This window comes from Shinella sp. Sh6 (assembly GCF_055392685.1).
In genome coordinates, this window is the sequence record NZ_AP044007.1 from 290,758 (window position 1) to 315,068 (window position 24,311).

22 protein-coding genes are annotated in these 24,311 nt (G+C 68.1%); 13 read left to right on the top strand and 9 right to left on the bottom strand.

Annotated features, from left to right (window positions below; genetic code table 11):
- The first annotated feature begins 355 nt into the window (after window positions 1-355).
- From ACZ5TO_RS23560 to ACZ5TO_RS23600, 9 genes are all read left to right on the top strand, one after another.
- Complete coding sequence (locus ACZ5TO_RS23560; protein ID WP_464801301.1) at window positions 356-1,471, top strand: acyltransferase family protein; 1,116 nt, start codon at window positions 356-358, stop codon at window positions 1,469-1,471.
- A 2-nt stretch (window positions 1,472-1,473) separates the two neighbouring features.
- The gene (exoK, locus tag ACZ5TO_RS23565; protein WP_464801081.1) at window positions 1,474-2,250 is read left to right on the top strand and encodes an endo-1,3-1,4-beta-glycanase ExoK; all 777 of its coding nucleotides are present in this window, start codon (window positions 1,474-1,476) and stop codon (window positions 2,248-2,250) included.
- Between the two features lie 11 nt (window positions 2,251-2,261).
- Entirely contained in the window at window positions 2,262-3,467 is a 1,206-nt protein-coding gene (locus ACZ5TO_RS23570; protein ID WP_464801082.1) for a glycosyltransferase, read from the top strand.
- Window positions 3,457-4,455: a glycosyltransferase family 2 protein gene (locus ACZ5TO_RS23575; protein ID WP_464801083.1), complete on the top strand. Its 999-nt coding sequence runs from the start codon at window positions 3,457-3,459 to the stop codon at window positions 4,453-4,455. The genes ACZ5TO_RS23570 and ACZ5TO_RS23575 overlap by 11 nt, the downstream gene beginning before the upstream one ends.
- Window positions 4,452-5,375 (top strand): glycosyltransferase, encoded by a 924-nt coding sequence (locus ACZ5TO_RS23580; RefSeq protein ID WP_464801084.1) that lies wholly within the window; start codon window positions 4,452-4,454, stop codon window positions 5,373-5,375. The genes ACZ5TO_RS23575 and ACZ5TO_RS23580 overlap by 4 nt, the downstream gene beginning before the upstream one ends.
- Window positions 5,372-6,385, top strand: coding sequence for a glycosyltransferase family 2 protein (locus tag ACZ5TO_RS23585; protein ID WP_464801085.1), 1,014 nt, complete (start codon window positions 5,372-5,374; stop codon window positions 6,383-6,385). The genes ACZ5TO_RS23580 and ACZ5TO_RS23585 overlap by 4 nt, the downstream gene beginning before the upstream one ends.
- A 5-nt stretch (window positions 6,386-6,390) precedes the next feature.
- Window positions 6,391-7,296 (top strand): UTP--glucose-1-phosphate uridylyltransferase, encoded by a 906-nt coding sequence (locus ACZ5TO_RS23590; protein WP_464801086.1) that lies wholly within the window; start codon window positions 6,391-6,393, stop codon window positions 7,294-7,296.
- Between the two features lie 82 nt (window positions 7,297-7,378).
- The gene (locus ACZ5TO_RS23595; protein WP_464801087.1) at window positions 7,379-9,730 is read left to right on the top strand and encodes a polysaccharide biosynthesis tyrosine autokinase; all 2,352 of its coding nucleotides are present in this window, start codon (window positions 7,379-7,381) and stop codon (window positions 9,728-9,730) included.
- Window positions 9,731-9,842: 112 nt separating this feature from the next.
- Entirely contained in the window at window positions 9,843-10,733 is an 891-nt protein-coding gene (locus ACZ5TO_RS23600; RefSeq protein ID WP_464801088.1) for a DMT family transporter, read from the top strand.
- Window positions 10,734-10,743: 10 nt separating this feature from the next.
- Here ACZ5TO_RS23600 and ACZ5TO_RS23605 read toward each other — a convergent pair whose 3' ends face one another.
- The 9 genes from ACZ5TO_RS23605 to ACZ5TO_RS23645 all read right to left on the bottom strand — a co-directional run bounded on the left by ACZ5TO_RS23605 (window position 10,744) and on the right by ACZ5TO_RS23645 (window position 20,127).
- Window positions 10,744-12,723: a 3-hydroxyacyl-CoA dehydrogenase NAD-binding domain-containing protein gene (locus tag ACZ5TO_RS23605; protein WP_464801089.1), complete on the bottom strand. Its 1,980-nt coding sequence runs from the start codon at window positions 12,721-12,723 to the stop codon at window positions 10,744-10,746.
- Between the two features lie 10 nt (window positions 12,724-12,733).
- Window positions 12,734-13,129: a RidA family protein gene (locus ACZ5TO_RS23610; protein WP_464801090.1), complete on the bottom strand. Its 396-nt coding sequence runs from the start codon at window positions 13,127-13,129 to the stop codon at window positions 12,734-12,736.
- The gene (locus ACZ5TO_RS23615; RefSeq protein ID WP_464801302.1) at window positions 13,107-13,538 is read right to left on the bottom strand and encodes an acyl-CoA thioesterase; all 432 of its coding nucleotides are present in this window, start codon (window positions 13,536-13,538) and stop codon (window positions 13,107-13,109) included. Before ACZ5TO_RS23615 ends, ACZ5TO_RS23610 begins: the two co-directional genes overlap by 23 nt.
- A 6-nt stretch (window positions 13,539-13,544) precedes the next feature.
- Window positions 13,545-14,726, bottom strand: coding sequence for an acyl-CoA dehydrogenase family protein (locus tag ACZ5TO_RS23620; RefSeq protein WP_464801091.1), 1,182 nt, complete (start codon window positions 14,724-14,726; stop codon window positions 13,545-13,547).
- Between the two features lie 2 nt (window positions 14,727-14,728).
- Window positions 14,729-15,571, bottom strand: coding sequence for an enoyl-CoA hydratase family protein (locus ACZ5TO_RS23625; protein WP_464801092.1), 843 nt, complete (start codon window positions 15,569-15,571; stop codon window positions 14,729-14,731).
- A gap of 11 nt (window positions 15,572-15,582) precedes the next feature.
- Window positions 15,583-16,353: an SDR family NAD(P)-dependent oxidoreductase gene (locus tag ACZ5TO_RS23630; protein WP_464801093.1), complete on the bottom strand. Its 771-nt coding sequence runs from the start codon at window positions 16,351-16,353 to the stop codon at window positions 15,583-15,585.
- Window positions 16,353-18,671, bottom strand: a complete 2,319-nt coding sequence (locus tag ACZ5TO_RS23635; protein ID WP_464801094.1) for a bifunctional salicylyl-CoA 5-hydroxylase/oxidoreductase — start codon at window positions 18,669-18,671, stop codon at window positions 16,353-16,355. The genes ACZ5TO_RS23630 and ACZ5TO_RS23635 overlap by 1 nt, the downstream gene beginning before the upstream one ends.
- A gap of 122 nt (window positions 18,672-18,793) precedes the next feature.
- Window positions 18,794-19,318: a MarR family winged helix-turn-helix transcriptional regulator gene (locus ACZ5TO_RS23640; protein ID WP_184142693.1), complete on the bottom strand. Its 525-nt coding sequence runs from the start codon at window positions 19,316-19,318 to the stop codon at window positions 18,794-18,796.
- A 71-nt stretch (window positions 19,319-19,389) separates the two neighbouring features.
- Window positions 19,390-20,127, bottom strand: coding sequence for a GntR family transcriptional regulator (locus ACZ5TO_RS23645; protein WP_184142696.1), 738 nt, complete (start codon window positions 20,125-20,127; stop codon window positions 19,390-19,392).
- Between the two features lie 160 nt (window positions 20,128-20,287).
- Between ACZ5TO_RS23645 and ACZ5TO_RS23650 the strand changes: the two genes are divergently transcribed.
- The 4 genes from ACZ5TO_RS23650 (at window position 20,288) to kynU (ending at window position 24,310) form a co-directional block, all read left to right on the top strand.
- Window positions 20,288-21,274, top strand: coding sequence for an ABC transporter substrate-binding protein (locus tag ACZ5TO_RS23650; protein WP_184142699.1), 987 nt, complete (start codon window positions 20,288-20,290; stop codon window positions 21,272-21,274).
- 65 nt (window positions 21,275-21,339) lie between these two features.
- On the top strand, window positions 21,340-22,119 hold the full coding sequence (locus tag ACZ5TO_RS23655) for an ABC transporter ATP-binding protein (RefSeq protein WP_184142702.1): 780 nt from the start codon (window positions 21,340-21,342) through the stop codon (window positions 22,117-22,119).
- A gap of 4 nt (window positions 22,120-22,123) precedes the next feature.
- Window positions 22,124-23,047: an ABC transporter permease gene (locus ACZ5TO_RS23660; protein WP_464801095.1), complete on the top strand. Its 924-nt coding sequence runs from the start codon at window positions 22,124-22,126 to the stop codon at window positions 23,045-23,047.
- 15 nt (window positions 23,048-23,062) lie between these two features.
- A complete protein-coding gene (gene kynU / locus ACZ5TO_RS23665; protein ID WP_464801096.1) occupies window positions 23,063-24,310 on the top strand; it encodes a kynureninase in 1,248 nt (415 codons plus the stop codon).
- Window position 24,311: the final 1 nt, after the last annotated feature.

Genomic DNA, 24,311 nt, shown 5'->3' on the forward strand with positions numbered 1-24,311 from the left:
GGGCCCGGCCGGCCCCAATCGCGAGTCTCCCCGGCAGGATAGCCGAGGAACCCCGAAAAAATTTCGGCCCCGCCTGCACCCAGAAATTGCGTATAGATCAGTATATGCGAATAGTCCGCAAGGTATTGAACGCCACCGGATCGCACTTGCTTTCCCACGCCGGAAAAGACTGATTTCAAGCTCTGCCGCTCCGGCGGAATTTGCTGCAATGCAACCTTCCGAGCCGACAAGTTTGCTGCGCCGCCATATTTTTCGCCCGCCCATCACCCACACTTCTCTTCGCAGACGCAAGTCTCAACTTGTTTGAACGCCGTCCAGGGGGGACGGCCGGCAGAGGGTGACGGACATCGTGGATATCGACGCGACCGTTTCAGCGCGCATCAACCTCATGCGCATCGTGCTGATCTCCGGGATCATCTTCGTGCATGTTCCCTACGATCCGGCGACGAGCCCCTATGCGGGCACGTTCGGTGGGCTCGACTGGCTGCGGGTGTTCCTTGCCGACAGCCTCTTTCGCATCGGCGTGCCGTGCCTCAGCGCCATTTCCGGCTACCTGCTTTTCCACCGCGGCCTTGCGGCCTTCGACTACCGCAAAACCCTGCGCAGCAAGGCCTCGACGATCCTCCTGCCCTTCCTTCTGTGGAACACCGCCTTCCTCGTGCTGGTCTATGCCGCGCAGTCGCAGGGCATCGGCTTCGGCTACCTGCCGGACGTCGTGCATGCCGGCCCGCGCGACTGGATCAACCTCGCCCTTGCCGTCGAGGCCTGGCCGATCAACATCCCGCTCTATTTCCTGCGCGATCTCCTGCTCTGCCTCGTCCTCTCGCCGCTGATCGCCTTTGCCGTCCGGCGCTATCCGCGCACCGTGCTCGCCCTGATGCTGGCCTATGCGGTGCTGCCGCTGCCGAACGGCATCTTCCTCAAGAAATCCATCCTGTTCGGCTTCAGCCTCGGCGCCGCGCTCGCCCTGCACCGCATCGACATCAGGCGTCTCGACCGCTTCGCCGTCCCGGTCGTCGCCGCCGCGCTCGCCATGGCCGTGCTCCTCTCCTTCGCGCTCTATGCTTACGGCCCGGATTTCCCGGTCTGGCTCGACATGCTGCGAAGCCTCGCGGCGATTGCCGGCATCTTCGGCGCCTGGGCGCTTTCCGCGCTGCTCATCCGCACCGGCACCGGCCGGGCGCTGTCGCGGCTCGGCGGCCTCAGCTTCTGGATCTTCTGCGGCCATTATCCGTTGCTCATCCTGTTCTGGATGGTGTGGAACCGGCTCGGCATTGCGGATTACCCGCTGTTCTACGCCGCAAGCCCGGTTCTCGCCCTTACCATCCTCGTATCGACCCACGCAGCGGCACGGCGCTTTGCGCCCGGCCTTTCCGCCGTCCTCACCGGCCGCCGCATGGGCGGCCAGAAACGGCCCGTGGCCGGCCATCCGCAGATGAAGCCCACCGGCTCCATCGCCCAACGGAGGTGACAATGCACATTCCCCTGAGAAAGACCTTCTGCGCCGCCGCGCTCCTGCTTTCCGCCGGCCCGCTCGCCGCGCAGGACGGCGCGAACGGCGCCTCCTTCGTGGAAGAATTCGACCGGCTCGACACCGCCTTCTGGTACGTCTCCGACGGCTGGAACAACGGCGCGCACCAGAACTGCACCTGGTCGAAGAACGAGGTCTCGGTGGAGGGCGGCAGGCTGTCGCTCGCCTTCGACGCAAAGCCCGCCGGCGACCGCCGATATGCCTGCGGCGAGATCCAGACCCGCAAGCGCTACGGCTACGGCACCTACGAGGTGCGCATGAAGGCCGCGACGGGCCCGGGCCTCAACTCGGCCTTCTTCACCTTTATCGGCCCCACCGACAAGAAGCCGCACGACGAGATCGATTTCGAGGTCCTCGGCAAGGATACGAACCGCGTGCAGCTCAACCAGTATGTCGCCGGCAAGGGCGGCAACGAGAAGCTGGTGCCCGTGAAGGGCGGCGCCGACAGCGGCTTCAACGACTATGCCTTCGTCTGGCAGAAGGATCGCCTGCGCTACTACGTCAACGGCGCGCTCGTGCACGAGGTGACGGACCCGCAGAAGCTGCCGTCGAATGCCCAGAAGGTCTTCCTCTCGCTCTGGGGCACCGACACGCTTTCCGACTGGATGGGCCGCTTCGCCTTTGCCGGCAAGGCGACGCTCCAGGTCGAGCGCATCGCCTTCACCGCCGAGGGCGAGCCCTGCCAGTTCGACGGCTCCGTCGCCTGCCTCGTGAACTGAGAGGGCTGGCGATGCTGCGCGTCCTCTACCTCGTCCACGACCTTTCCGATCCTGCCGTGCGCCGGCGGGTGCTGATGCTTGCGGCCGGCGGGGCGGAGGTGACGCTCGCCGGCTTCCGGCGCGGCGAGAACCGGCTCGCCGATATCGAGGGCGTCACGCCGCTGGAGCTCGGCACCACCGCCGACGCCCGTTTCGCCCAGCGCCTCCTCGCCGTCGCCGGCGCCGCGGCCGGCCTTGCGCGCCGGCTTACCGGCATCGCCCGGCCGGACGTGATCCTCGCGCGCAACCTCGAAATGCTGGCGCTTGCCGGCCGCGCCTCGGCCCGCTTCGGCGGCGTCCCGATCGCCTATGAATGCCTCGACGTGCACCGCCTCCTGCTGAAGGACAGCCTCGCCGGCAAGGCGCTGCGGGCGGCGGAAAGCCGCTTCGCCCGCAATGCCGGCCTGCTCGTCACCAGTTCCCCGGCCTTCGTCGAGCAGTATTTCAGGCCGCTCTCCGGCGTCCGCGCGCCCGTGCACCTGCTGGAGAACCGGGTGCTGGAACTCGACGGCGACGAAACGGACCTGCCCGTACGGTCAAGGCCCGCGGGCGCGCCGTGGCGCATCGGCTGGTTCGGCGCGATCCGCTGCCGCAAATCCCTCGACCTGCTCGCCGCCTTCACCCGCCGCATGGAGGGCCGCTTCGAGGTCGTGCTTCGCGGCCGGCCGGTGCGCAGCGAATTTGCCGATTTCGACGGCCTCGTCGCCCGCGAGCCCTTCCTTCGCTTCGAAGGCCCCTACCGCAACCCGGAAGACCTTGCCGCCATCTATGGCGAGGTGGATTTCGCCTGGGCCATGGATTTCTTCGAGGAGGGACAGAACTCGCTCTGGCTCCTGCCGAACCGGCTCTACGAAGGCTGCCGCCACGGCGTCCTGCCGATCGTTCTCGAAGGCACGGAGACGGCTCGCCTTGCCGCGCGCTACGGCATCGGCGTGGCGCTTGCCGATGCGCGGCCGGAGACGCTCGCCGAGCGCTTCGCCGCCCTCGACGCCGCCGCCTACCAGGCGCTCCGGGCCGATCTCACCCGGCACGGGACGCGGCCATGGGTCCTCGACCGCGCCGATTGCGCCGCCTTCGTCCAGCGCCTTGCCGCCCTGCGCCAGCCTGCCGGGCAGGCCGCGGCTGCACACCCCGTTCCCTCCCTCATCGCAAACAAGGTGGACTGCCATGACCGTTGACGCCGTCGCAGCCGTGCGCTGCCTGATCGTGATCCCGTGCCTCAACGAGGCGCCTTACCTCGAGGCGCTCGTCCGCCAGTTCGAACCGGGCCTTGCCGGCCTCAACGCGACGCTCGTGGTCGTCGACGGCGGCAGCACGGACGGCACGCGCGAGATCGCCCACCGCCTCGCCGGGGCCCGGCCGGCCATGCGGGTGCTCGACAATCCCAAGCGCATCCAGAGCGCGGCCGTCAATCTCGCCGTCGAGGCCTTCGGCGTCGAGCACGATTACCTGATCCGCATCGACGCGCACGGCACCTATCCGCAGGACTATTGCCGCGTCCTGGTGGAGGAAGCGCTGGAAACGGGCGCGGATTCCGTCGTCGTCGCCATGCAGACCGTCGGCTTCGGCACGTTCCAGAAGGCGACCGCCGTCGCGCAGAACTCCGTGCTGGGCAATGGCGGGGCGAAACATCGCGTCGGCGCAAAGAGCCATTGGGCGGAGCACGGCCACCACGCGCTGATGCGCATCGCCGCCTTCCGCGCCGTGGGCGGCTATGACGAGACGTTCACCGCCAACGAGGATGCCGAATGCGACTACCGGCTCCGTGAGGCCGGCTATTGCATCTGGATGACCGCGCGCACCAGCATGATCTATTATCCGCGCGAGAGCGCCCTGCCGCTCTTCAGGCAGTATTTCGGCTACGGCCGCGGCCGGGCGCGCAACTTCCTCAAGCACCGCGCGCGGCCGAGCCTGCGCCAGATGCTGCCGCTGATGGTGGCGCCCGTCGCTATCGGCGCGTTCCTGGCCGCCCTCACCTGGATTGCGGCCGTGCCCTTCGTTCTGTGGGCGGCCGCCTGCCTTGGCTATGGCGCCTGGATGGCGCTCGGCGAGCGCAATCCCTACGGCCCGCTTGCCGCCGTCTCGGCCATGATCATGCATTTCGCCTGGTCGGCCGGCTTCTGGCGCGAGCTCCTCGACATCCGCCGGCGGAGGGTTCCGGCATGAGCGCGCCGCTTCGCATCGACATCGCCGTCTGCACGTTCCGGCGCAAGGCGCTCATGGACACGCTCGCCTCGCTCGCGCGCCTCATCGTGCCGCCCGGCGTTCGCCCCCGCGTCATCGTCGCCGACAACGATATCGAACCGAGCGCCCGGCCCTGCGTCGAGACGGCAGGGGCGCTGCTGGCGATGGAGGTCGTCTACGTCCATTGCCCGGCCGGCAACATCTCCATTGCCCGCAATGCCTGCCTCGAGCGGAGCGATGCCGATTTCCTCGCCTTCGTCGACGACGACGAGACCGTGGAGCCGCAATGGCTGGACCGGCTGCTCGCCGCCGCCGAGGAAAGCGATGCGGACGTGGTGCTCGGCCCGGTGCGTGCGCTCTACCGGCCGGACGCGCCCCGCTGGATGCAGCGCGGCGATTTCCACGCCACCCGCCCCGTCTGGGTGAAGGGCGAGATCAGCACCGGCTATACCTGCAATGTCCTGATGCGCCTTGCCGCGCCGGCGATTGCCGGCCGCCGCTTCGACCTTGCGCTCGGCCGCAGCGGCGGCGAGGACACGGCCTTCTTCAGCGCCGTGCACGGCGCGGGCGGGCGCTTTGCCTTCGCCGCGGATGCCTGGGTGGAAGAGGCGGTTCCCGCCCCCCGCGCGCGCTTTTCCTGGCTCGCGCAGCGCCGCCTGCGCATGGGCCAGACGCACGGCCGGCTCCTCGCCGCACGCCAAGAGGGTGCAGCCCGGATCGGGGCTGCCGCCGTCGCCCTTGCAAAATGCGCCGCCTGCCTTGCGGGCGCGGCGGCCTTTGCGCCGTCTCCAGTCCGGCGCAACCGCTTCGCGCTGCGCGCCCTCCTTCATGCCGGCGCCGTCGGCGGCCTGTTCGGCGCCCGCGCCATCGAGCCCTACGGCAAGCTGGAGGCGGTGCGATGACCGCCCCCGAAGCCAGCATCGTCATTGCCGCCTACAATGCGGCGGACACGATCATCGAAGCGATCCGTAGCGCCCTTGCCCAGCAGGACGTGACGGTCGAGGTCATCGTCGCCGACGACGGCTCGACGGACGGAACGCGTGAAGCCGTCGCCGCCTTCGGCGATCCGGCCGTGCGGCTCGTCGCCCTCGACCGCAACCGCGGCCCGGGCGGCGCGCGCAATGCCGGCTTTGCCGCCGCAAGCGGCCGGTGGATCGCCGTGCTCGATGCCGACGATACGATGCGGCCCGAACGCCTGCGCCGGATGATCGCGCTCGCCGAGCGGGAGGAAGCGGCCGTCGCGGTCGACAATATCGAGGTGCGGCATGTGGACGGCAGTACCGAAAGAATGTTCCCGGACGATCTCCTCGCCCGTGCCGAACTGACGCTTCCCGACTTCATCGATTCCAACCGGATTTTCCGCAGCACGCACAATTTCGGCTACATGAAGCCGGTCTTCCGCCGCGCCTTCCTTGGAGAGAAGCGGCTCGCCTATGACGAGGCGCTGCGGATCGGCGAGGACTACCTGCTGCTCGCCTCGGTGCTGGCCGCCGGCGGCCGCTGCGCGGTCGCGCCGGAAGCCGGCTATGTCTACCATATCCGCGACGGCTCGATCTCGCGCGTGCTGCGCCTCCATCATGTCGAGGCCATGCTGGCCGGCGACCGGCGCTTCCTCGCCCGCTTCCCGCTGATGGCCGCCGCGGCGGCCGCCGCGCAGCGCCGCCGCACCCGCAACCTTCAGGAAACGCGGGCCTTCCTGGCTCTCGTCCAGCATCTCAAGAACCGTTCGTTCGGGCCTGCCCTCAAGGTGGCGCTCGGCGATCCCGTCGCGCTCCGGCATCTTTCGATGCCGCTCGCCGCCCGATGGCGCCGCCTCACGGCGCCGTCGCCCCATACCAAGGCAGCCGCGCCCCATGGCGCGGCCCTCTCCCCATCGACAGCGCCGGACCCGGCGCTCAAGAACAAAGGATAACGCCCATGGAGCGAAACCAGACCGTCCGCAAGGCCGTCATTCCCGTCGCCGGCAACGGAACGCGCTTCCTGCCGGCCACCAAGGCCATGCCCAAGGAAATGCTGACCATCGTCGACCGCCCCGTCGTGCAATATGCCCTCGACGAAGCGCGCGAGGCCGGCATCGAGCATGTCGTCTTCGTCACGAGCCGCAACAAGCAGGTCATCGAGGATCACTTCGACGACACGCCGGAACTCATCGCCTCGCTGGAGAAATCCGGCAAGGACGACAAGGTGGACGAGCTCGGCCGGCTGCTGCCGAAGGCCGGATCGGTCAGCTTCACCCGCCAGCAGGCCCCGCTCGGCCTCGGCCATGCGGTCTGGTGCGCCCGCGACCTCATCGGCGACAAGCCCTTCGCGCTCCTGCTTCCCGACATGATCTCCTTCGGCCCGCGCGGCTGCCTTGTCGGCCTGATGGACCTTTACGGCGAGGTCGGCGGCAATGTCGTCGGCGTCGAGCAATGCGCGCCGGAAGAGGTCTCGCAATACGGCATCGTCGGCAGGGGGGCGGCCGTGCGCCACGGCTTTGCCGTCACCCACATGGTGGAAAAGCCGAAGGCGGGCGAGGCGCCATCCAATCTTTTCCTCAACGGGCGCTACATCCTCCAGCCGGAGATCTTCGATCATCTCGCCCGCCAGCAGCGCGGCGCCGGCAACGAGATCCAGCTGACCGACAGCATGCTGAAACTCTCGCAAAAGCAGCCGTTCCACGCCCATGTCTACGAGGGGCGGACCTACGACTGCGGCTCCAAGCACGGCTTCATCGAGGCCAATGTCGCCTTTGCGCTGGCGCGGCCGGACATCGGCGGCGCGATCTACGAATCCCTCCGCGACATGATGATGTCGCACGAGGGCCGGATTCGCGCGGCATGATACCAGGGCCCCGGATGGAGGATCCGGGGCCGCCTCCGGGAGGACAGAGTTTCCATCGCGCCGAAAGGCAGAACGGAGCCCCATGCATCAACGCACCGTATCGCACAGCAGCATCCTCAGCCGGGGACCGGACCCCGCTGATTCCTTCATCGATCTCGACCGCCTGCTGACGATCCTCGTTCGCCGGGCGCGGCTGTTCGGCCTTTCGGTCGCGCTCGCCGTGGCGCTGGGCGTGGCCTATCTCCTCTTCGCGACGCCCGTCTACACGTCGATGACGCAGATCCTGCTCGACGAGGACCTGTCGCGCTATGCCGAGGAAAGCGAGCCCTCGCCGCAGAGCAGCCAGCAGGTCGACATGCGCATCGCCAGCGCCGCCGAGATCCTGAAATCCGGCCGGCTGGCGCTGCGCGTCGTCGACGACCTGAAGCTCGCCGACAACGAAACCGTCCTCAACCCGCCGCAATCGCCCGTCGCCGTCGTCAAGGGTTGGGTCAAGGCGCTGGCATCGTTCGGCTCGGCCGGGCCGGAGGCCTCCGCGGAGGCGCTTGCCAACGGCCGGCGCGAGAAGGCGGCGGCCATGCTGCAGAAATCGCTGGCGGTGGAACGCGTCTCGCGCAGCGCCGTGCTTGCCGTCTCCTTCCGCTCCACCGATCCCGAACTGGCCGCCGCCATTGCCCGGCGCTATGCGCAGGCCTTCTTCGAGGAGCAGCTCAGCGCCAACTTCACCGCGACGGAACAGGCCTCCACCTGGCTCCAGGAGCGGCTGACCGACATCCAGGCGCGCGCCCAGGAGGCCTCGCTGGAGGTCGAGCGCTACCGCGCCGAGAACGGCCTTACCACCTCCCGCGGCGAACTGATGTCGGAACAGCAGCTCGCCGACCTCAACAGCCAGCTCATCCTGGCGCAGGCCGATGCGGCAAGCGCCTCGGCCCGCTACGCCCAGTTCAAGGCGATCGTCGAGCAGGGGCCGGACAGGGCCGTCGCCAATGCGACCATTCCCGTGCAGCAGGCCGACGTCACCGCGCTGCAGGAACTGCGCGGCCGATACAATTCCATCCTCAAGCGCGCCGAGGACATCACCCGCAATTTCGGCGCCGACCATCCGCAGGCCGTCGCGCTCCAGGCCGAGAAGAAGGACCTCGCCGGCCAGATCTACCGCGAGCTCCAGCAGCTCACGGCAAGCTACCGCAACGAATACGACGTCGCCCGCTCGCGCGAGGTCTCGCTGCGGGAAAGCATCAAGAAGGTCGCCGGCAGCAATGCCGACGCGAACCGCTCCTCGGTGCGCCTCCAGGAGCTCGAGCAGAAGGCGACGGCGTTGAAGGCGCTGTCGGAATCCTATCTCGCCCGCTACGAGCAGGCCTCGCAGAAGCAGTCCTTCCCGATCCCCAAGGCGCGGGTGATCTCGGATGCCGGCGTGCCGGTCTCCCCGTCGAGCCCGGGCAAGACCATGGTGCTCGGCCTCTCGCTGGTGCTCGGCCTGATGGCCGGCGGGGCGCTCACCTTCGTGCAGGAGATGCGCGAGCGTGCCTTCCGGCTGGAGAACGACGTGCGCACCATCCTCGGCCTGAAGCCGCTCGGCTACCTGCCGCTCGTCGGCGGCGGCCGGAAGAAGCGCAAGCCCGCGATGATCGGCGCCAAGGCTGTGAAGGCCGAACCGCCAGCCGACGCCGAGGAGGAAGTCATTCCGCTCGAACGCATGACGCGCGTGGTTCTGGACGCGCCGCGCTCGGCCTTCACGGAGACGCTGCGCAATGCAAGGCTCACCGCCGACACGATGCTGCAAGGCCGCGAAAGCCGCGTGATCGGCGTCACCTCGGCGCTGCCCGGCGAGGGAAAATCCACGGTCGCGACCAATTTCGCGGCTCTCCTTGCCGTCAGCGGCAAGCGCACGCTGCTGATCGACGCCGACGTGCGCCGGCCCGGCCTCAGCACCATGATGAAGCCCACCCCGCAGGTCGGCCTCGTCGAGGTGCTGCGTGGCGAAGTCCCATGGGCGCAGGCGCTCAAGACCGACCGCCGCTCGCAGCTCGCCATCCTGCCGATCGCGCTGCGGCCGGGCGAGGCGCGTCGCTACGAGGCGAACGAGATGATGTCCTCGCCGGCGATGAAAAAGCTCATCGACGAGGCGCGCCGGACCTTCGACTATGTCGTGGTCGACCTGACGCCGCTCGGCCCCGTCATCGACGCCAAGGCCTTCGAGCCCTTGGCCGACGGGTTCCTCTTCGTCGTGGAATGGGGCAAGACCTCCGCCAACCTGGTGCGCGACCTGCTTGCCGCCGAGCACCGGATCGAGGGCAAGACCCTCGGCGTCATCCTCAACAAGACGGACATGGACGCCCTTGCCCGCTACAGCGACGCGGGCGCGGCGGAGAAATACCGCGACCTCTACGACCGCTACTATACGGACAGCCTGCAGGGCGCGCCGCGCTGATCGCGGCGCGGCGGCCGGGCCTCTATCGAAAATCACGGGGTAGATTTGGGTCGAGCCTTCGCCGCGGCCTTGTGCTATCAGCGGTTCCAATAGATCCGAGTTGTATGCCCCAATGAGCCCAAAGACCCGCGGTTATCTCTTCGCCTTCCTGGCCATCTGCATCTTTGCCGGCCAGGATGCGATCACCAAATATCTTGGCGACCGTTATCCCGCCCTTTTCATCACGATGATCCGGTTCTGGGCCTTCGCGCTCTTCGTCTGCGGCTTTGCCGCCTCCTCGCCGGGCGGCATCCGCGCGGCGGTCCGCACCCGCCGGCCCTGGCTGCAGGCCGCACGCGGGCTCCTGCTCGTCGCGGAAATCGTCCTCATCGTCTTTTCCTATGTGCATGCCGGCCTTGCCATGAGCCAGTCGGTGTTCCAGGCAACGCCGCTCATCGTCACGGTCCTGTCGATCCCGCTGCTCGGCGAGGCCGTCGGCTGGCGGCGCGGGACCGCCGTGCTGGTGGGCCTTGTCGGGGTCCTCGTCATCATCAACCCTGTCGGCCTCCACTTCGACCTCTCGCTGCTCCTGCCCCTCGGCGCCTCCCTCCTCTTCGCGCTCTACAGCATCGCCACGCGCAAGGTGGGCTCCGAAGATTCGGCCGTGACCAGCCTCTTCTACGCCGGCATCGTCGGCGCCGTGGCGATCTCGCTGATCGGCCCGTTCTACTGGACGGATGTCGAGCCGGCCGACTGGTTCGCGCTTGCCGCGCTCTGCGTCTGCGGCACGCTCAGCCACTACTACCTCATCCGGGCCTACGGGCTGCTGCAGGCGGCGGAGGTGCAGCCGGTCACCTATTTCCAGCTCGTGCTCAACGTGATCATCGCCGTCGCCTTCTTCGGCGAGGCGCTGTCGCTCCACATGGTCGTCGGCGCGCTGATCGTCGTCGGCGCCGGCCTCTTCACGATCTGGCGCGAGCACCAGCTCATCCGGCGGACGGCCGCCGGCAACTCGCCAGGCTGATCACGGCCGTTCAGGCCGACCGCTTCTCTTCCTGCCCTGCGGTGAACATCGGCCCGCCCTTGTGCGCGGGAAAGCCGTAGCCGTTGATCATCACCAGGTCGATATCGCCCGGCCGGGCGGCGATACCCTCGGCAAGCAGCGCTCTCCCCTCGTCGGCCATCGCTTCGAGGAGACGGTCCACGATCTCCTGCGCGGTGAACGGGCGGGGCGTGATGCCCTTTGCCGCCCGCGCCGCTTCGATCATCGCCGTCACGGCGGGATCGTCCGTCCGTTTCCCGTCCGGGTAGGCATACCAGCCGAGGCCCGTCTTGCGGCCGAGGCGGCCGGCCTCGCAGAGCCTGTCGGCGATCTCGACGTAGCGCTCGGCGGGATTGCGGCTCGCGGCCTGCCGCTTGCGGCGCGCCCAGGCGATCTCGAGGCCCGCCATGTCATTGACGGCGAAGATACCCATCGGAAAGCCGTAGGCTTCCAGGGCGGCGTCGACCTCGTGCGGCAGCGCGCCGTCCTCCAGCATGAATTCCGCCTGCCTGCGATAGGCCGAGAAGATGCGGTTGCCGATGAAGCCCTCGGTGACGCCGCAGACGATAGGGAGCTTGCCGAGGCGCTTGACGAAGGCGAGCGCGCTCGCCAGCACGCCGGGCGCCGTGGCGGCGCAATCGACGACCTCCACCAGCCGCATGACATTGGCCGGCGAGAAGAAATGGAGGCCCACCACGCGGGAGGGATGGGCCGTGGCGGCGGCGATCGCATCGGGATCAAGATAGCTGGTATTGGTCGCGAGAATGGCGTCCGGCGCGACGATGCCGTCGAGCCTGCGGAACAGGTCGGTCTTGACCGCAAGGTCGTCGAAGACGGCCTCGATGACGAGATCCGCCGTTGCAAGGTCGGCCGCCTCGGCGGTCGTTTCGAGCCGCGCGAAGCAGGCATCGCGGGCCTCGCCGGTCAGGCGGCGGGATTGCACGGCCTTGTCGAGAAGGCCGGCCATGCGGGCGCGCCCGTCCGCGGCGGCCTGCGGCGTCTGCTCCAGCGCGACGACGCGATAACCGCCGACGAGCGCCGAGACGGCGATGCCGGATCCCATCAACCCCGCGCCGACGACGCCCACGGTCTCGACCTGCCGCGGTGAAACCCCGTCGAGCTTGTCGATCTTGCCCGCGGCGCGCTCGGCGAAGAACACATGCCGCAGGGCCGCGGATTCGACGGAATCGCGCAGGCGCACGAAGGTCGCGCGCTCCTCCGCAAGCCCCTGTTCAAGGCCGAGTTGCCCTGCCGCCGCAACGAGCCGGATGGCCTCGGCGGGCGCCGCCTGCCCCCGGCTTTTTGCAACAACCTTCGCCTGCGCCGCGGCAAGGGCAGCGGAATCCGCAGCGGGAACGGCAAGTTCGCCCGTCCGGCGGAGCGGCCGTCCGGCCTGTTCGCGCACGGCGGCGATGGCCGCGGCAACCGGATCGGCGACGACGGCATCGGCAAGGCCGAGCGCGACGGCCTCATCCGCCCTGACCGCGCGCCCCGTGCCGATGAGCTCGGCGGCCGCGACCGTGCCGATCAGGCGCGGCAGGCGCTGGGTCCCGCCGGCGCCGGGAACGATGCCGAGCTTGACCTCCGGCAGGCCGAAGGACGCCTTCCCGCCGGCGATGCGGCCATGGCAGGCAAGCGCCACCTCGCAGCCGCCGCCGAGCGCGGCGCCGTTCACGGCGCAGACGACCGGCTTTCCGAAGGCTTCGATGCGGCCGACAAGCGCGGGAAGCTGCGGCTCGGCCGGCGGCTTGCCGAATTCCCGGATATCGGCTCCGCCGATGAAGGTGCGGCCCGCGCCGGAAAGGACGAGCCCCGTGACAGCCGGCTCCACTGCGGCGTGGTCCAGTGCCGCGGCAAGGCCGGAGCGGACATGGGCCGAGAGGGCGTTGACCGGCGGATTGTCGATGGCGACGACCAGCACGCCCTCCTGCAGGCGGGCCGTTACACTTTCCGAAAAACGCATCTCGTCCATCACGGCAGGCCTATTCGGGAACGACGGCGGTGGCCTGGATCTCGATCTTCGCGCGGTCCTCCACCAGCGCGACCACCTGCATCGCCGCCATGGCGGGATAATGCCTGCCGATGATCTCGCGGTAGGCCTCGCCGAGGCCGCGGAGGTTGGCGAGATATTCCTGCTTGTCGGTGAAATACCAGGTCATGCTGGTGATGTGCCGGGGCTCCGCGCCGCCCGCGGCAAGCACGGCGACGACGTTCTTCAGCGTCTGGCGCACCTGCCCGACGAAATCGTCGGTCTCGAATTCGGAGTTCCCGTTCCAGCCGATCTGGCCGCCGACGAAAAGCGTGCGGCCGGTCGCCGCCACGCCGTTGGCATAGCCGATGGGCTTTGCCCAGCCTTCAGGTTGCAGGATGGTGTGCATGGGCCGTCTCCAGATGATGAGTCAGCGCGGCGCGGATATCGTCCGGCCAGGCAAGCGAGGTATTGGTGTCGAGCGAGGTGGCGACGATGCGGTGTCGCGCCGTCCAGAGCACGGTGTCTCCCCTCGAAACCGTGTGCTCCAGGTCGAGCGAAGAGCGGCCGATGGCGCACACCGCAAGGGCGAAATCGAGCCGGTCACCCTGAAAGCCCGGGCTCCTGAAGGTGAGGTCGAGGCGCACCGTCGGCACGCTCATGCGCCGCACCTCGTTCATCGCCCGCCAGGGCAAGCCGAGCGAGGTGAAGAAATCCTCCAGCACCCCGACGAGGATATCGAGATAGGACGGGAAATAGGCGATCCCCGAAGGGTCGCAATCGCCGAACCGCAGCGGCTTGCTGGTCGTGAACACGATGGCCCCCTATCCCGCTGCGCCCTTCATCAGCTCGCGGCCGATGATGAGCTTCTGGACTTCCGTCGCGCCCTCGTAGATGCGCAGCGCCCGGATCTCGCGATAAAGCCGTTCCGTGATCTCGCCGGATTGCACGCCCCTGCCGCCGAAGAGCTGGAGGGCCTGGTCGATGACCCATTGCGCGTTTTCCGTCGCGGTCATCTTGGCCATCGCGGCTTCGCGGGTCGTCGGAAGCTTCTGCACGTCGCGCCTCCAGGCGGTACGGCTGGTCAGGAGTGCGGCGGCGTCGATGGCCGTCGCCATCTCGCCGAGCGTGCCCTGCGCGGTCGGCAGGTCGGCGAGCGTCGCGCCGAACATCTTCCGGCGTTTCGCATGCGCAACCGCCTCGTCGAGCGCGCGGCGGGCAAAGCCGGTCGCGGCGGCGGCGACGGAGGGGCGGAAGATATCGAGCGTGCGCATGGCGATCTTGAACCCCTCCCCCGGATTACCGAGAAGCTGCGCGGCGGGAATGCGGCAATTCTCGAAGCGGATGCGGGCGAGCGGATGCGGCGCGATCGTCTCGATGCGCTCGGCGATGGTGAAGCCGGGCGTATCGGCGAAGACGACGAAGGCGGAGATGCCGCGCGTGCCGGGCGCCTCGCCGGTCCGCGCGAAGACCGTGTAGACGTCGGCGATGCCGCCGTTGGAAATCCAGGTCTTCTCGCCGTTAAGGACGAAGTCGTCCCCCTCGCGCCGGGCAGCGCAGGCCATGGCGGCGACGTCCGATCCGGCATCGGGCTCGGAAAGGGCGAAGGCGGAGATCCATTCGCCGCGCGCGACTTTGGGAAGAACCTTTTCCTTCAGCGCCTGCGAGCCGGAGAGGCTGATCGCACCCGTGCCGAGGCCCTGCATGGCGAAGGCGAAATCGGCAAGGCCATCGGCATAGGCGAGCGTTTCGCGCAGGAGGCAGAGCGCCCGGCTGTCGATCTCCTCGCTCGCCCCGCCGAAGGCCTTCGGCACGCAGTGGCGCAGAAGGCCGGCGGCTCCCAGCCTCGCGACCAGTTCCCGGCAGGCGGCATCGACATCGTGATGATCGATCGAACCGAGGCCGCCGCCGGCGACAAAGCCGTCGAGCTCGGCCGCAAGGGCGCGGTGGCCCTCGTCGAAGAACGGCCAGTCGAGATGATCGCGGGTCGGGGCCCTTGGCGGCATGGTCAGTTCCCCTCGAAAGCGGGCTTCGCCTTGGCGGCAAAGGCCTCGAAGGCGCGGCGGAAATCGCCGGTCGCCATGCAGATCGCCTGCGCCTGCGCTTCCGCCTCGATCAACTGGTCGATGCCCATCGCCCATTCCTGGTCGAGCATCTTCTTCGTCATGGCATGGGCGAACCAGGGACCGTCGGCGATGGTGCGGGCGAATGCCTGCGCCTCGGCAAGCAGGGCCTCGCGCGGATGGAGGGCATTGTAGAAGCCCCAGGCGTGGCCTTCCGCAGCGGTCATGACCCGGCCGGTGAAAAGAAGCTCGGCGGCGCGGCCCTGCCCGATGATGCGGGGAAGGATGCCGCAGGCCCCCATGTCGGCGCCGGCAAGGCCGACGCGGGTGAAGAGGAACGCCGTCTTCGCCTCGGGCGTCGCCACGCGGAAATCCGCGGCCATCGCCAGGATCGCCCCCGCGCCGGCGCAGATGCCGTCGACGGCGGCGATGACCGGCTGGGGGCAGGCCCGTATCTGGCGCACGAGATCGCCCGTCATGCGGGTGAAGGCCAGGAGATCCGGCATCGCCATCCGCGTCAGCGGCTCGATGATCTCGAACACGTCCCCGCCCGAGGAGAAATTGCCGGCGGCACCCGTCAGCACCACGGCGCGGACGTCGGCGGCATTTGCGAGCAAGCGGAAGAGATCGCCGAGCTCCTCGTAGCTCTCGAAGGTCAGCGGGTTCTTCTTGTCGGGGCGGTTGAGCGTGATCGTGGCGACCCGGCCGTCGCCGTCCGTCTCGAACTGGAAGTGCCGTGCCTTGTGATCCTTGAAGGAGCGCTTCTTCGCCGCGATGGGATTGGTCATGTCGTCCTCCCTCAGAGAATTTCGCCGCCGGCGACCGCGATGGCCTGGCCGGTGATCGCGCCCGCCCCTTGCGAGACGAGCCAGGACACGGCATCGGCCACCTCGCCGGGCGTCACCAGCCGGCCCTGCGGATTGGAGCGCGCGAGGCTGGCGCGCGCCTCCTCGCGCGAGCGGCCGGTCTTCCGGCTGATCGTCTCGAGCGCGCCGTCGATGAGCGGCGTATCGGTGAAGCCCGGGCAGACGGCGTTGACGGTGACGTCCGTGCGCGCCAGCTCCAGCGCCAGCGCCCGCGTCAGGCCGATGACGCCGTGCTTGGAGGCGCAATAGGCCGAGACGTAAGGATAGCCGGTAAGGCCGGCGGTGCTGGCGACGTTGACGATGCGGCCGTTTCCGGCCCGGCGCACGGAGGCGAGCGCGGCCTGCGTCACAAGATAGACGCCCGTGAGGTTGATCGAGAGGATGCGCTGCCAGAGCGCAAGGTCCGTCTTCTCGAACGGCGCGGACGGCGCCTCGCCGGCGCAGTTGACGAGGACGGCGATCTCGCCTGCCGCCTCGATGGCGGCGGCGACGCCGCGCTCGACGGCTTCGGCGTCGGTCACATCGAAGCCGTCATGGACGAAGGCCTTTCCGCCGGATGCATGGATTTCGTCACGCACCGCCTCAAGGGGCGCCGCACGCCGGCCGGCAAGGCTCACGGCATGGCCGCTTCCGGCGAGCGCCAGCGCGATCGCCTTTCCGATGCCGCTTCCGGCGCCCGTGACGAAGGCGTGGCGCCTGCTCATCACTTGCCCGCCGTGGTCGCCGCGCGGGCGAGGTTGTTCACATATTGCGCGCGGGCGGAAAGATATTGCTTCGGCCAATGCTGCTCCTCGTAGCCGATCTTGGCCGCCTCGTGCATGACGAAGGACGGGTCGGCGAGATGCGGGCGGGCGATGGCGCAAAGATCGGCGCGGCCGGCGGCGATGATGGAATTGGCGTGGTCGGCCTCCGAAATCGCCCCGACGGCGATGGTCGGAACCTGGATCTCGTTGCGGATCTTGTCGGAGAACGGCGTCTGGAACAGGCGGCCGTAGACCGGCTTGTCGTCCGTCACCACCTGGCCGGAAGAGCAGTCGATCATGTCCGCGCCGGCCTCCTTGAACAGGCCGGCGAAGATGGCCGCATCCTCCGGCGTGTTGCCGCCTTCGTGCCAGTCATTTGTCGACAGGCGCACGGAGATCGGCCGGTCCTCGGGCCAGGCCTTGCGGATGGCGCGGAACACTTCGAGCGGGAACCGGGCGCGGGCGGCATGGTCGCCGCCGTAGTCGTCGGTGCGACGATTGGTGAGCGGCGAAAGGAAGCTCGACAGCAGGTAGCCGTGCGCGGCATGGAGTTCGAGGATATCGAAGCCGATGTCGCGCGCCCGTTCGGTCGCGGCCACGAAATCCGCAACGACCCGGTCCATGTCCGCCCGCGTCATCTCGCGCGGCACCTGCGAATGCGCCAGATACGGCAGGGCCGAAGCCGAGATCAGCGGCCAGCCGCCTTCGGAAAGCGGCTGGTCGATGCCTTCCCAGGCAAGCTTCGTGGCGCCCTTGCGCCCGGCATGGCCGAGCTGGACGCCGATCTTGGCCGGCGTTTCGCGATGCACGAAATCGACCATCCGGCTGAAGGCCGCCTGCTGCTCGTCGTTCCACAGGCCGAGGCACCCGGGCGTGATGCGGGCATCGGGCGAAACGCAGGTCATCTCCGGGAAGACGAGCGCCGCCCCGCCCATGGCGCGCGCGCCGATATGCACGAGATGGAAATCGTTCGGAACGCCGTCCGTCGCCGAATACATGGCCATGGGCGAGACCACGATGCGGTTGCGGAGCGTCAGGCCGCGGATGGTGAACGGCGTGAACATCGGCGGGGGAACCGTCCCGTTCGCCGACGGCTCCAGGCCCGCCCGCCCGGCGAACCAGCGCTCGAAGCCTTCGAGCCAGTCCTTGTCGCGCAGGCGAAGGTTCTCGTGGCTGATGCGCTGCGAGCGCGTCAGCATGGAGTACATGAACTGCTCGGGCTCCAGCGTATCGGCATAGCGCGTGCCGACCACCTCGAACCATTCCATGGCGTTGCGCGCGGCGTTCTGGATGCGGGCGACGTCGACGCGGCGCACCTCCTCGTAAGCGGCGAGCACGGCCGGGATGCTGGCCGTGTCGTGGCCGAGGGTATCGAACTGCCGGGTGAGCTCGATCGCGTCGTCGATGGCGAGCTTGGTGCCCGAGCCGATGGCGAAATGGGCGGTGTGGGCGCTGTCGCCCATCAGCACGACATGGCTGTTGCCGTTGAAATGGCTCCATTTCTCGCAGATCAGCCGGCCGAAGTTCAGCCAGGCCGAGCCGCGCAGGTGCCGCGCATTGGTCATCAGGCCATGGCCGTCGAGCGTTTCGGCGAAGAGCTTTTCGCAGAACTCGATGGACTGCTGCTGGTCCATTCTGTCGAGGCCGTGGGCCTTGTAGACCTCGTCCGTCGTCTCGACGATGAAGGTCGAGGTCGTCTCGTCGAAACGGTAGATATGCGCCTGGAACCAGCCGTGCTCGGTGCGCTGGAAATCGAAGGTGAAGGCGTCGAAGCGCTTGTTCGTGCCGAGCCAGATATAGCGGTTCGGGCGCATCGCCATGTCGGGCCGGAAGACGTCGGCATATCTGTTGCGGATGCGGGAATTGACGCCGTCGGCGGCGATGACGAGGTCCGCGTCGGGAAATTCCGTATCGCTCTCCACGTCGCGCTCGAAGAGGAGCTCGACGCCGAGCTCCAGGCAGCGGTCCTGCAGGATGTTGAGCATCTTCTTGCGGCCGATGCCGACGAAGCCGTGGCCGGTGGTGCGGATCCTGCGGCCCTTGAAGACGAGCTCGATATCGTCCCAATGATTGAAGGCGACCTCGATCGCCTCGGCCGTTTCCGGATCCCACTGGCGCATCGACTGCATGGTGGCGTCGGAGAAGACGACGCCCCAGCCGAAAGTATCAAAGGGCCGGTTGCGCTCGACGACGGTGACATGATGGGCGGGATGCTGGCGCTTCATCAGCAGCGCGAAATAGAGACCGGCCGGTCCACCACCGATGCAAACGATCCGCATGTCGTTCTCCTCCCGCGCCGATGCCGTTTCCGCATTCCGGACTGCGAAAGGCAGGGTGGACTCGTTCCGAAGAAATTTCAAGCTTAAAATTGTTTGGCGGAACGCCGCGGAGAAAAGGCCGGTCAGGCACCGCGCGCAAGCGACGCGATGATGGAGCGCTTGAGCCTGGCGAGCTCGTCCATCAGCACGCTGCCGTCGTCCGGCGCGAGGCCGGCGAAGAGGTCGGAGATCCAGTCCGCGTGGCGTGCCGCCATCTTCTCGAATTCGGCGCGGCCGAAGGGCGTGAGCGCGATGATCTGCACGCGCCGGTCCGTCGGCAGGGTCGAGCGGCTCAGATGCCCGCTCTCGGTCAGCCGTTCCACCAGGACCGTGATATTGCCGGGCGAGACCATCATGCGCTTGGAGACTTCGCCGAGCACCATGCCGTCGGGCGCGCGTTCGAGCTGCGCCATCAGGTCGAAGCGCGGCAGGGTGGAATCGAACTCCTCGCGCAGCCGGCGGCGCACCTCGCTTTCGACCAGCGTCGAGCAGGTCAGCAGGCGCAGCCACAGCCGAAGCTCGGCGCGATGGTCGTGCGGCGCCTCGAGAGCCTTGGTTTCGCCATCCACCCAGTCCGGCGCGATGTCGAACGTGTCGTCACCCGTCATTGCAAACGCCCGCTTTCTATCCCGTCGCCTTGCCTTTTAGAGATGTTTCCCGCTCTTGGACAGGGCGGACGTCATGCAAGGGCGCGGCCGCCGTCCTCGGACTGCGAAAAGACGTGGATCGTAAAGCCGATATGGTCGGTCATCAGCGCCCTTGCCCGGTCGATGTCGCGGTCGAGCGCCGCTTCCATCAGCGCCGTGTGATGCTCGATCGCCATGGCGTCCTCGAGCGCGGCGACGGCCTCCCGGTATCCCTCGCTCATGCCTTCCGCAGCCCGCAGCGTCGGGGCAAGGCTGAGGAAGCGGTGGTGGCGGCGCAACTGGTCGGAAATCGTCGACTGGAAGCGCGAGAGCCAGTTCGACCGCGCCGCGCCGATCAGCGCCGCATGGAAGGCCGCGTGCCGCTCGTCCCATTCGTCGATCTCGCTTTCCGAGACGTTGTCGATGGAAAGCCTGCAGCGCGAAAGCCGGTAATGCGCGGTGACGACGGCGGATTCCCATTCGCTGCCGCCGTTCCCGATGGATTCGAGAAGAAGGGGAAGCTCGACGACCATGCGCGTGCGGGTGAGGTCTTCCAGTTCGGCGCGGGAGACGGGCGCGACGGCGAAGCCGCGATTGCTGACGGCGGTGACGAGCCCCTCGGCCTCCAGCCGCGACAGCGCCTCCCGCAGCGGCGTCCAGCCGATCTCGTAACGGTCGCGCAGCGCGCCGAGCTTCATCGGCGCACCGGGCCTCAGGCGCGTTGCGAGGATATCCCGCCGCAAGAGCCGATAGGCCGATTCCGTCTTGGTCGATTGCACCTGATCCTGCATCGGGCTCCCTTAGCGCCTGATTCCGGCTGGCGCAAATATATATAGTTCCGGCCTCTCGATCAAAATATATATATTATTTGACAAGCCACCCCGCCCCCGCCATCATTCCCCGCAAGCCGCTGAGGGAACGGCGGCCGCTTGTCATATCTGGGAGGGTTACATGAGCAGGCTTGCAAAGACATGGCTTTCGGGATTGTTCGTCGCCGGGGCGCTCGCCTTGGGCGCGGGCACGGCGGCGGCCGAGCCGATCCGCATCGGCATCGCCAATTTCGGCGAGCATCCGCAGCTCGCCGCATCCATCGCCGGCTTCAAGAAGGCGATGGCGGAGAACGGCTTCGTCGAGGGAACCGACGTCGTCTATTCGGAGAGCCACACCAATTTCGACGCGTCGCTGGTGCCGCAGATGATCGCCAAACTGCAGGCCGAACAGCCGAAGCTGATCTACACGATCACCACGCCCGTCTCGCAGATCGCCAAGAAGGCGCTTGCCGGCTCCGGCATCCCGGTCGTCTTCTCGGCCGTCACCGATCCGGTCGCCGCCAAGCTGGTGCCGTCCTGGGAGGCCGGCGACGAGGGCATGACCGGCGCGACCGACCTTCAGGACGTCGCCGCCGTGATGGAATTCACCCACAAGCTGCTGCCGAATGCCAAGCGCTTCGGCGTGCCCTACAATCCGGGCGAGGCGAACGACACGGCGCTGCTCGACAAGATCAAGGAAGCAGCCCCCGCGGCCGGCTTCGAGGTCGTGGCCGTCGGCGTCGACAACGTCAACGACATCCAGCAGCGCATCGCCTCCTTCGCCGGCAAGGCCGACGTGATCTATACGCCGGCCTCCAACCTGCTGCAGCCGGCGATCGCCGCCGTTTCCGCCGCCGCGCGCCAGGCGCAGATCCCGATCGTCAACTCCGACGACGGGGCCGTGCGCGACGGCGTCGTTCCGGCAAGCTTCGCCGTGAACTATGAGCAGGTCGGCCTTGCCGCCGGCAGGATCGCCGCGGAAATCCTCAAGGGCAAGGATCCCAAGACCATCGCCCCCTGGCGTCCGGCCTACGAGGACCACCGCGCGCTGATCTCCAGGAAGACGCTCGCCGCCTTCGGCGCCGAAGTACCGGCCTCGCTTGCCGATTGCGGCTGCCAGATCGACTGACGGACCTTCGGCCATGACGGGAACGGCGCTTGCCGCGCCGTTCCTCAAGAAAACAGGGGGAGCCAATGCTGGAAATCCGGTCGGCCCGCAAGGTGTTCTACAAGGGGCAGGCGGACGAGAAGATCGCCCTCGACGATCTCGACCTGCGGCTCGAAACAGGCGAGTTCGGCGTCGTCATCGGCTCGAACGGCGCGGGCAAGAGCAGCATGCTCAACGCCATTTCCGGGGCGCTCGTCCTCGATGCCGGCCGGATCGTCATCAACGGCGACGACGTGACGGCGATGCCCGTCCACAAGCGCGCCATGCGGCTGGCCCGCGTGTTCCAGGACCCGATGAAGGGCACGGCCGCCTCGATGACGGTCGCGGAGAACATGCTGCTCGCCGAGCTCCGGGCGAGCCGGCGGACGCTTCGCCGCGGCCTGAACCCGGCGCGGCTCGCCGCCTACCGGGAGCGCCTTTCGCTGCTCGGCCTCGGCCTCGAAAACCGCCTCGACACGCGCGTGGAGCTGCTTTCCGGCGGCCAGCGGCAATCGCTCTCGCTGATCATGGCGGTCGGCGGTTCGCCGGACCTGCTGCTGCTCGACGAGCACACGGCCGCGCTCGATCCGCGCACCGCCGACATCGTCATGCAGGCGACGGTCCGCGCCGTCGAGGCCCTGAAGCTGACGACGCTGATGGTGACGCACAACATGCAGCACGCCGTGGACTTCGGCCACCGGGTCGTCATGCTCGATGCCGGCCGCGTGCGCCTTCAAATCGCCGGCGATGAGAAGAAGGCGGTCACGGTCCCCGACCTGATCGGCCATTTCTCCGTCAAGACCGACCGCATGTTCCTGGCGAGCTGAGATCATGGATTTCCTGCAAGACACCCTCGCGAGTTTCGTCTCGCTCGTTCCCGTCACGCTGGCGCAGAGCCTCATCCTCGCCTTCGTCGTGCTCGGCATCATGATCCCCTTCCGCATGCTGAGCTTTCCGGACCTGACCAGCGAGGGCGCCTTCCCGCTCGGCGGCTGCGTCTGCGGCGTGCTGATGGCGGCCGGAATGCCGCCGGTTCCGGCGATCCTCGCCGCGCTCCTCGCCGGTTTCCTCGCCGGCTGCTGCACCGCCTTCATCCACCTGCGTTTCCGCATCCATACGCTGCTCGCCGGCATCCTGATGATGACGATGCTCTATTCGGTCAACCTGCGCATCATGGGCCGCTCGAACCTCTCGGTGTTCGGTTCGCCGACCGTCTTCGACCGGGTGCCGTTCCTGCAGCCAGGCTTCCCGGCGAGCAAGATCGTGATGGCGGGCGCCATCGGCCTCCTCGCCTTCCTCCTGCTCCTGCATTTCTTCCGCACGGAGAAGGGCACGGCCGTGCGCGCCGTCGGCGCCAACCCCGAAATGGCCGAGGCGCAGGGCATCAATGTCTGGCTCGCCACCATCGGCGGGGTCGGGCTTGCTGGCGCGTTCTCGGCGGTGAGCGGCGCGCTGATGGTGCAGTCGCAGGGCTTCGCCGACGTCAATATGGGCCTCGGCATCCTGATCAACGGGCTTGCGGCGCTGATGATCGGCGAGGCGATCGTCGGCAAGCAGAGCGTGCTGCGCCAGCTCGCCGCCCCCTTCGTCGGCGCGGTCGTCTATTACCAGCTCGTCTCCTTCTGCCTTGCCGCCGGCATGCCGCCGCCGGACCTCAAGCTGGCGACGGGCCTCTTCGTGCTCGCCATGCTGGCCCTGCCGAGCCTCAAGCGCAGCCGCGGGCCGGCGCCCGCCCGCGAGACCTTCCGTGAATAGCCAAGGACTGCCCTCATGACCGCACTTCCCGATCTTGCCGCAATCGAGGCCATGGACGCCGCCGACGGCCTGCGCGCCATGCGCAAGCGCTTCATCCTGCCGGAAGGGCTCGTCTATCTCGACGGCAATTCCCTCGGCGTCGCATCGAAAGCCGCCTTCACGGAATTGCAGGCGGCCGCCGCCGAGGAATGGGGGCAGGACCTCATCCGAAGCTGGAACACGGCCGGCTGGTTCGACATGCCGCTCACGCTCGGCGACCGGGTCGGGCGCCTCGTCGGGGCGGCCGCCGGCCAGACGGTTGTCTGCGACACGACGTCGATCAACATCTACAAGGCCCTGCACGCGGCAATGGCGCTGCTGCCGGACCGCACGATCATCGTCGCCGAGGCCGGCAGCTTCCCGACGGACATCTACATGGCCGAGGGCGTCGTCTCGACGCGTCCGGGCGCATCGCTCCGCCTCGAAGGCGTCGACGCTCCGGAGATCGAGGACCTGATCGACGGCGATGTCGCCGTGGTCCTCGTCAACCACGTCAACTACAAGTCCGGCGAGCTGCGCGACATGGCGGCGCTGACGCAGAAGGCCCACGAACACGGCGCGCTCGTCATCTGGGACCTCTGCCACACGGCCGGCGCCCTGCCGGTCGATCTCGACGAGGCGAAGGCCGACTTCGCCGTCGGCTGCACCTACAAGTATCTCAACGGCGGCCCCGGCGCGCCCGCTTTCGTCTATGCCGCGGCCCGCCACCATGGGGCCATCAGCCAGCCGCTCAGCGGCTGGTGGGGCCACGCCCGGCCCTTCGCCTTCGAAAAGCACTATGCGGCCGGGGAAGGCATCCGCCGCTTCCTCTGCGGCACGCAGCCGATCCTCTCGCTTCGCGCGCTCAAGGGCGCGCTCGACATCTGGGACGAGGTCGACATGGCGGCGCTGCGGGAAAAGAGTCTCGGCCTCACCGACCTCTTCATCGCGCTCGTCGAGGAAAAATGCGCCGCCTACGGTCTCGAACTCGAAAGCCCGCGCGAGCGGGAAAAGCGCGGCAGCCAGGTCTCGTTCCGCCATCCGCACGCCTACGAGATCATGCAGGCGCTGATCGCCCGCGGCGTCATCGGCGACTTCCGCGCCCCCTCGACCATGCGCTTCGGCTTCACGCCGCTCTACCTGCGCTATGCCGATGTGTGGCGGGCGGTCGAAATCCTGGAGGAGATCCTGCGCACCGGCGCGTGGCAGGATGCGCGCTTCGCCGTCCGGTCCGCCGTGACCTGAG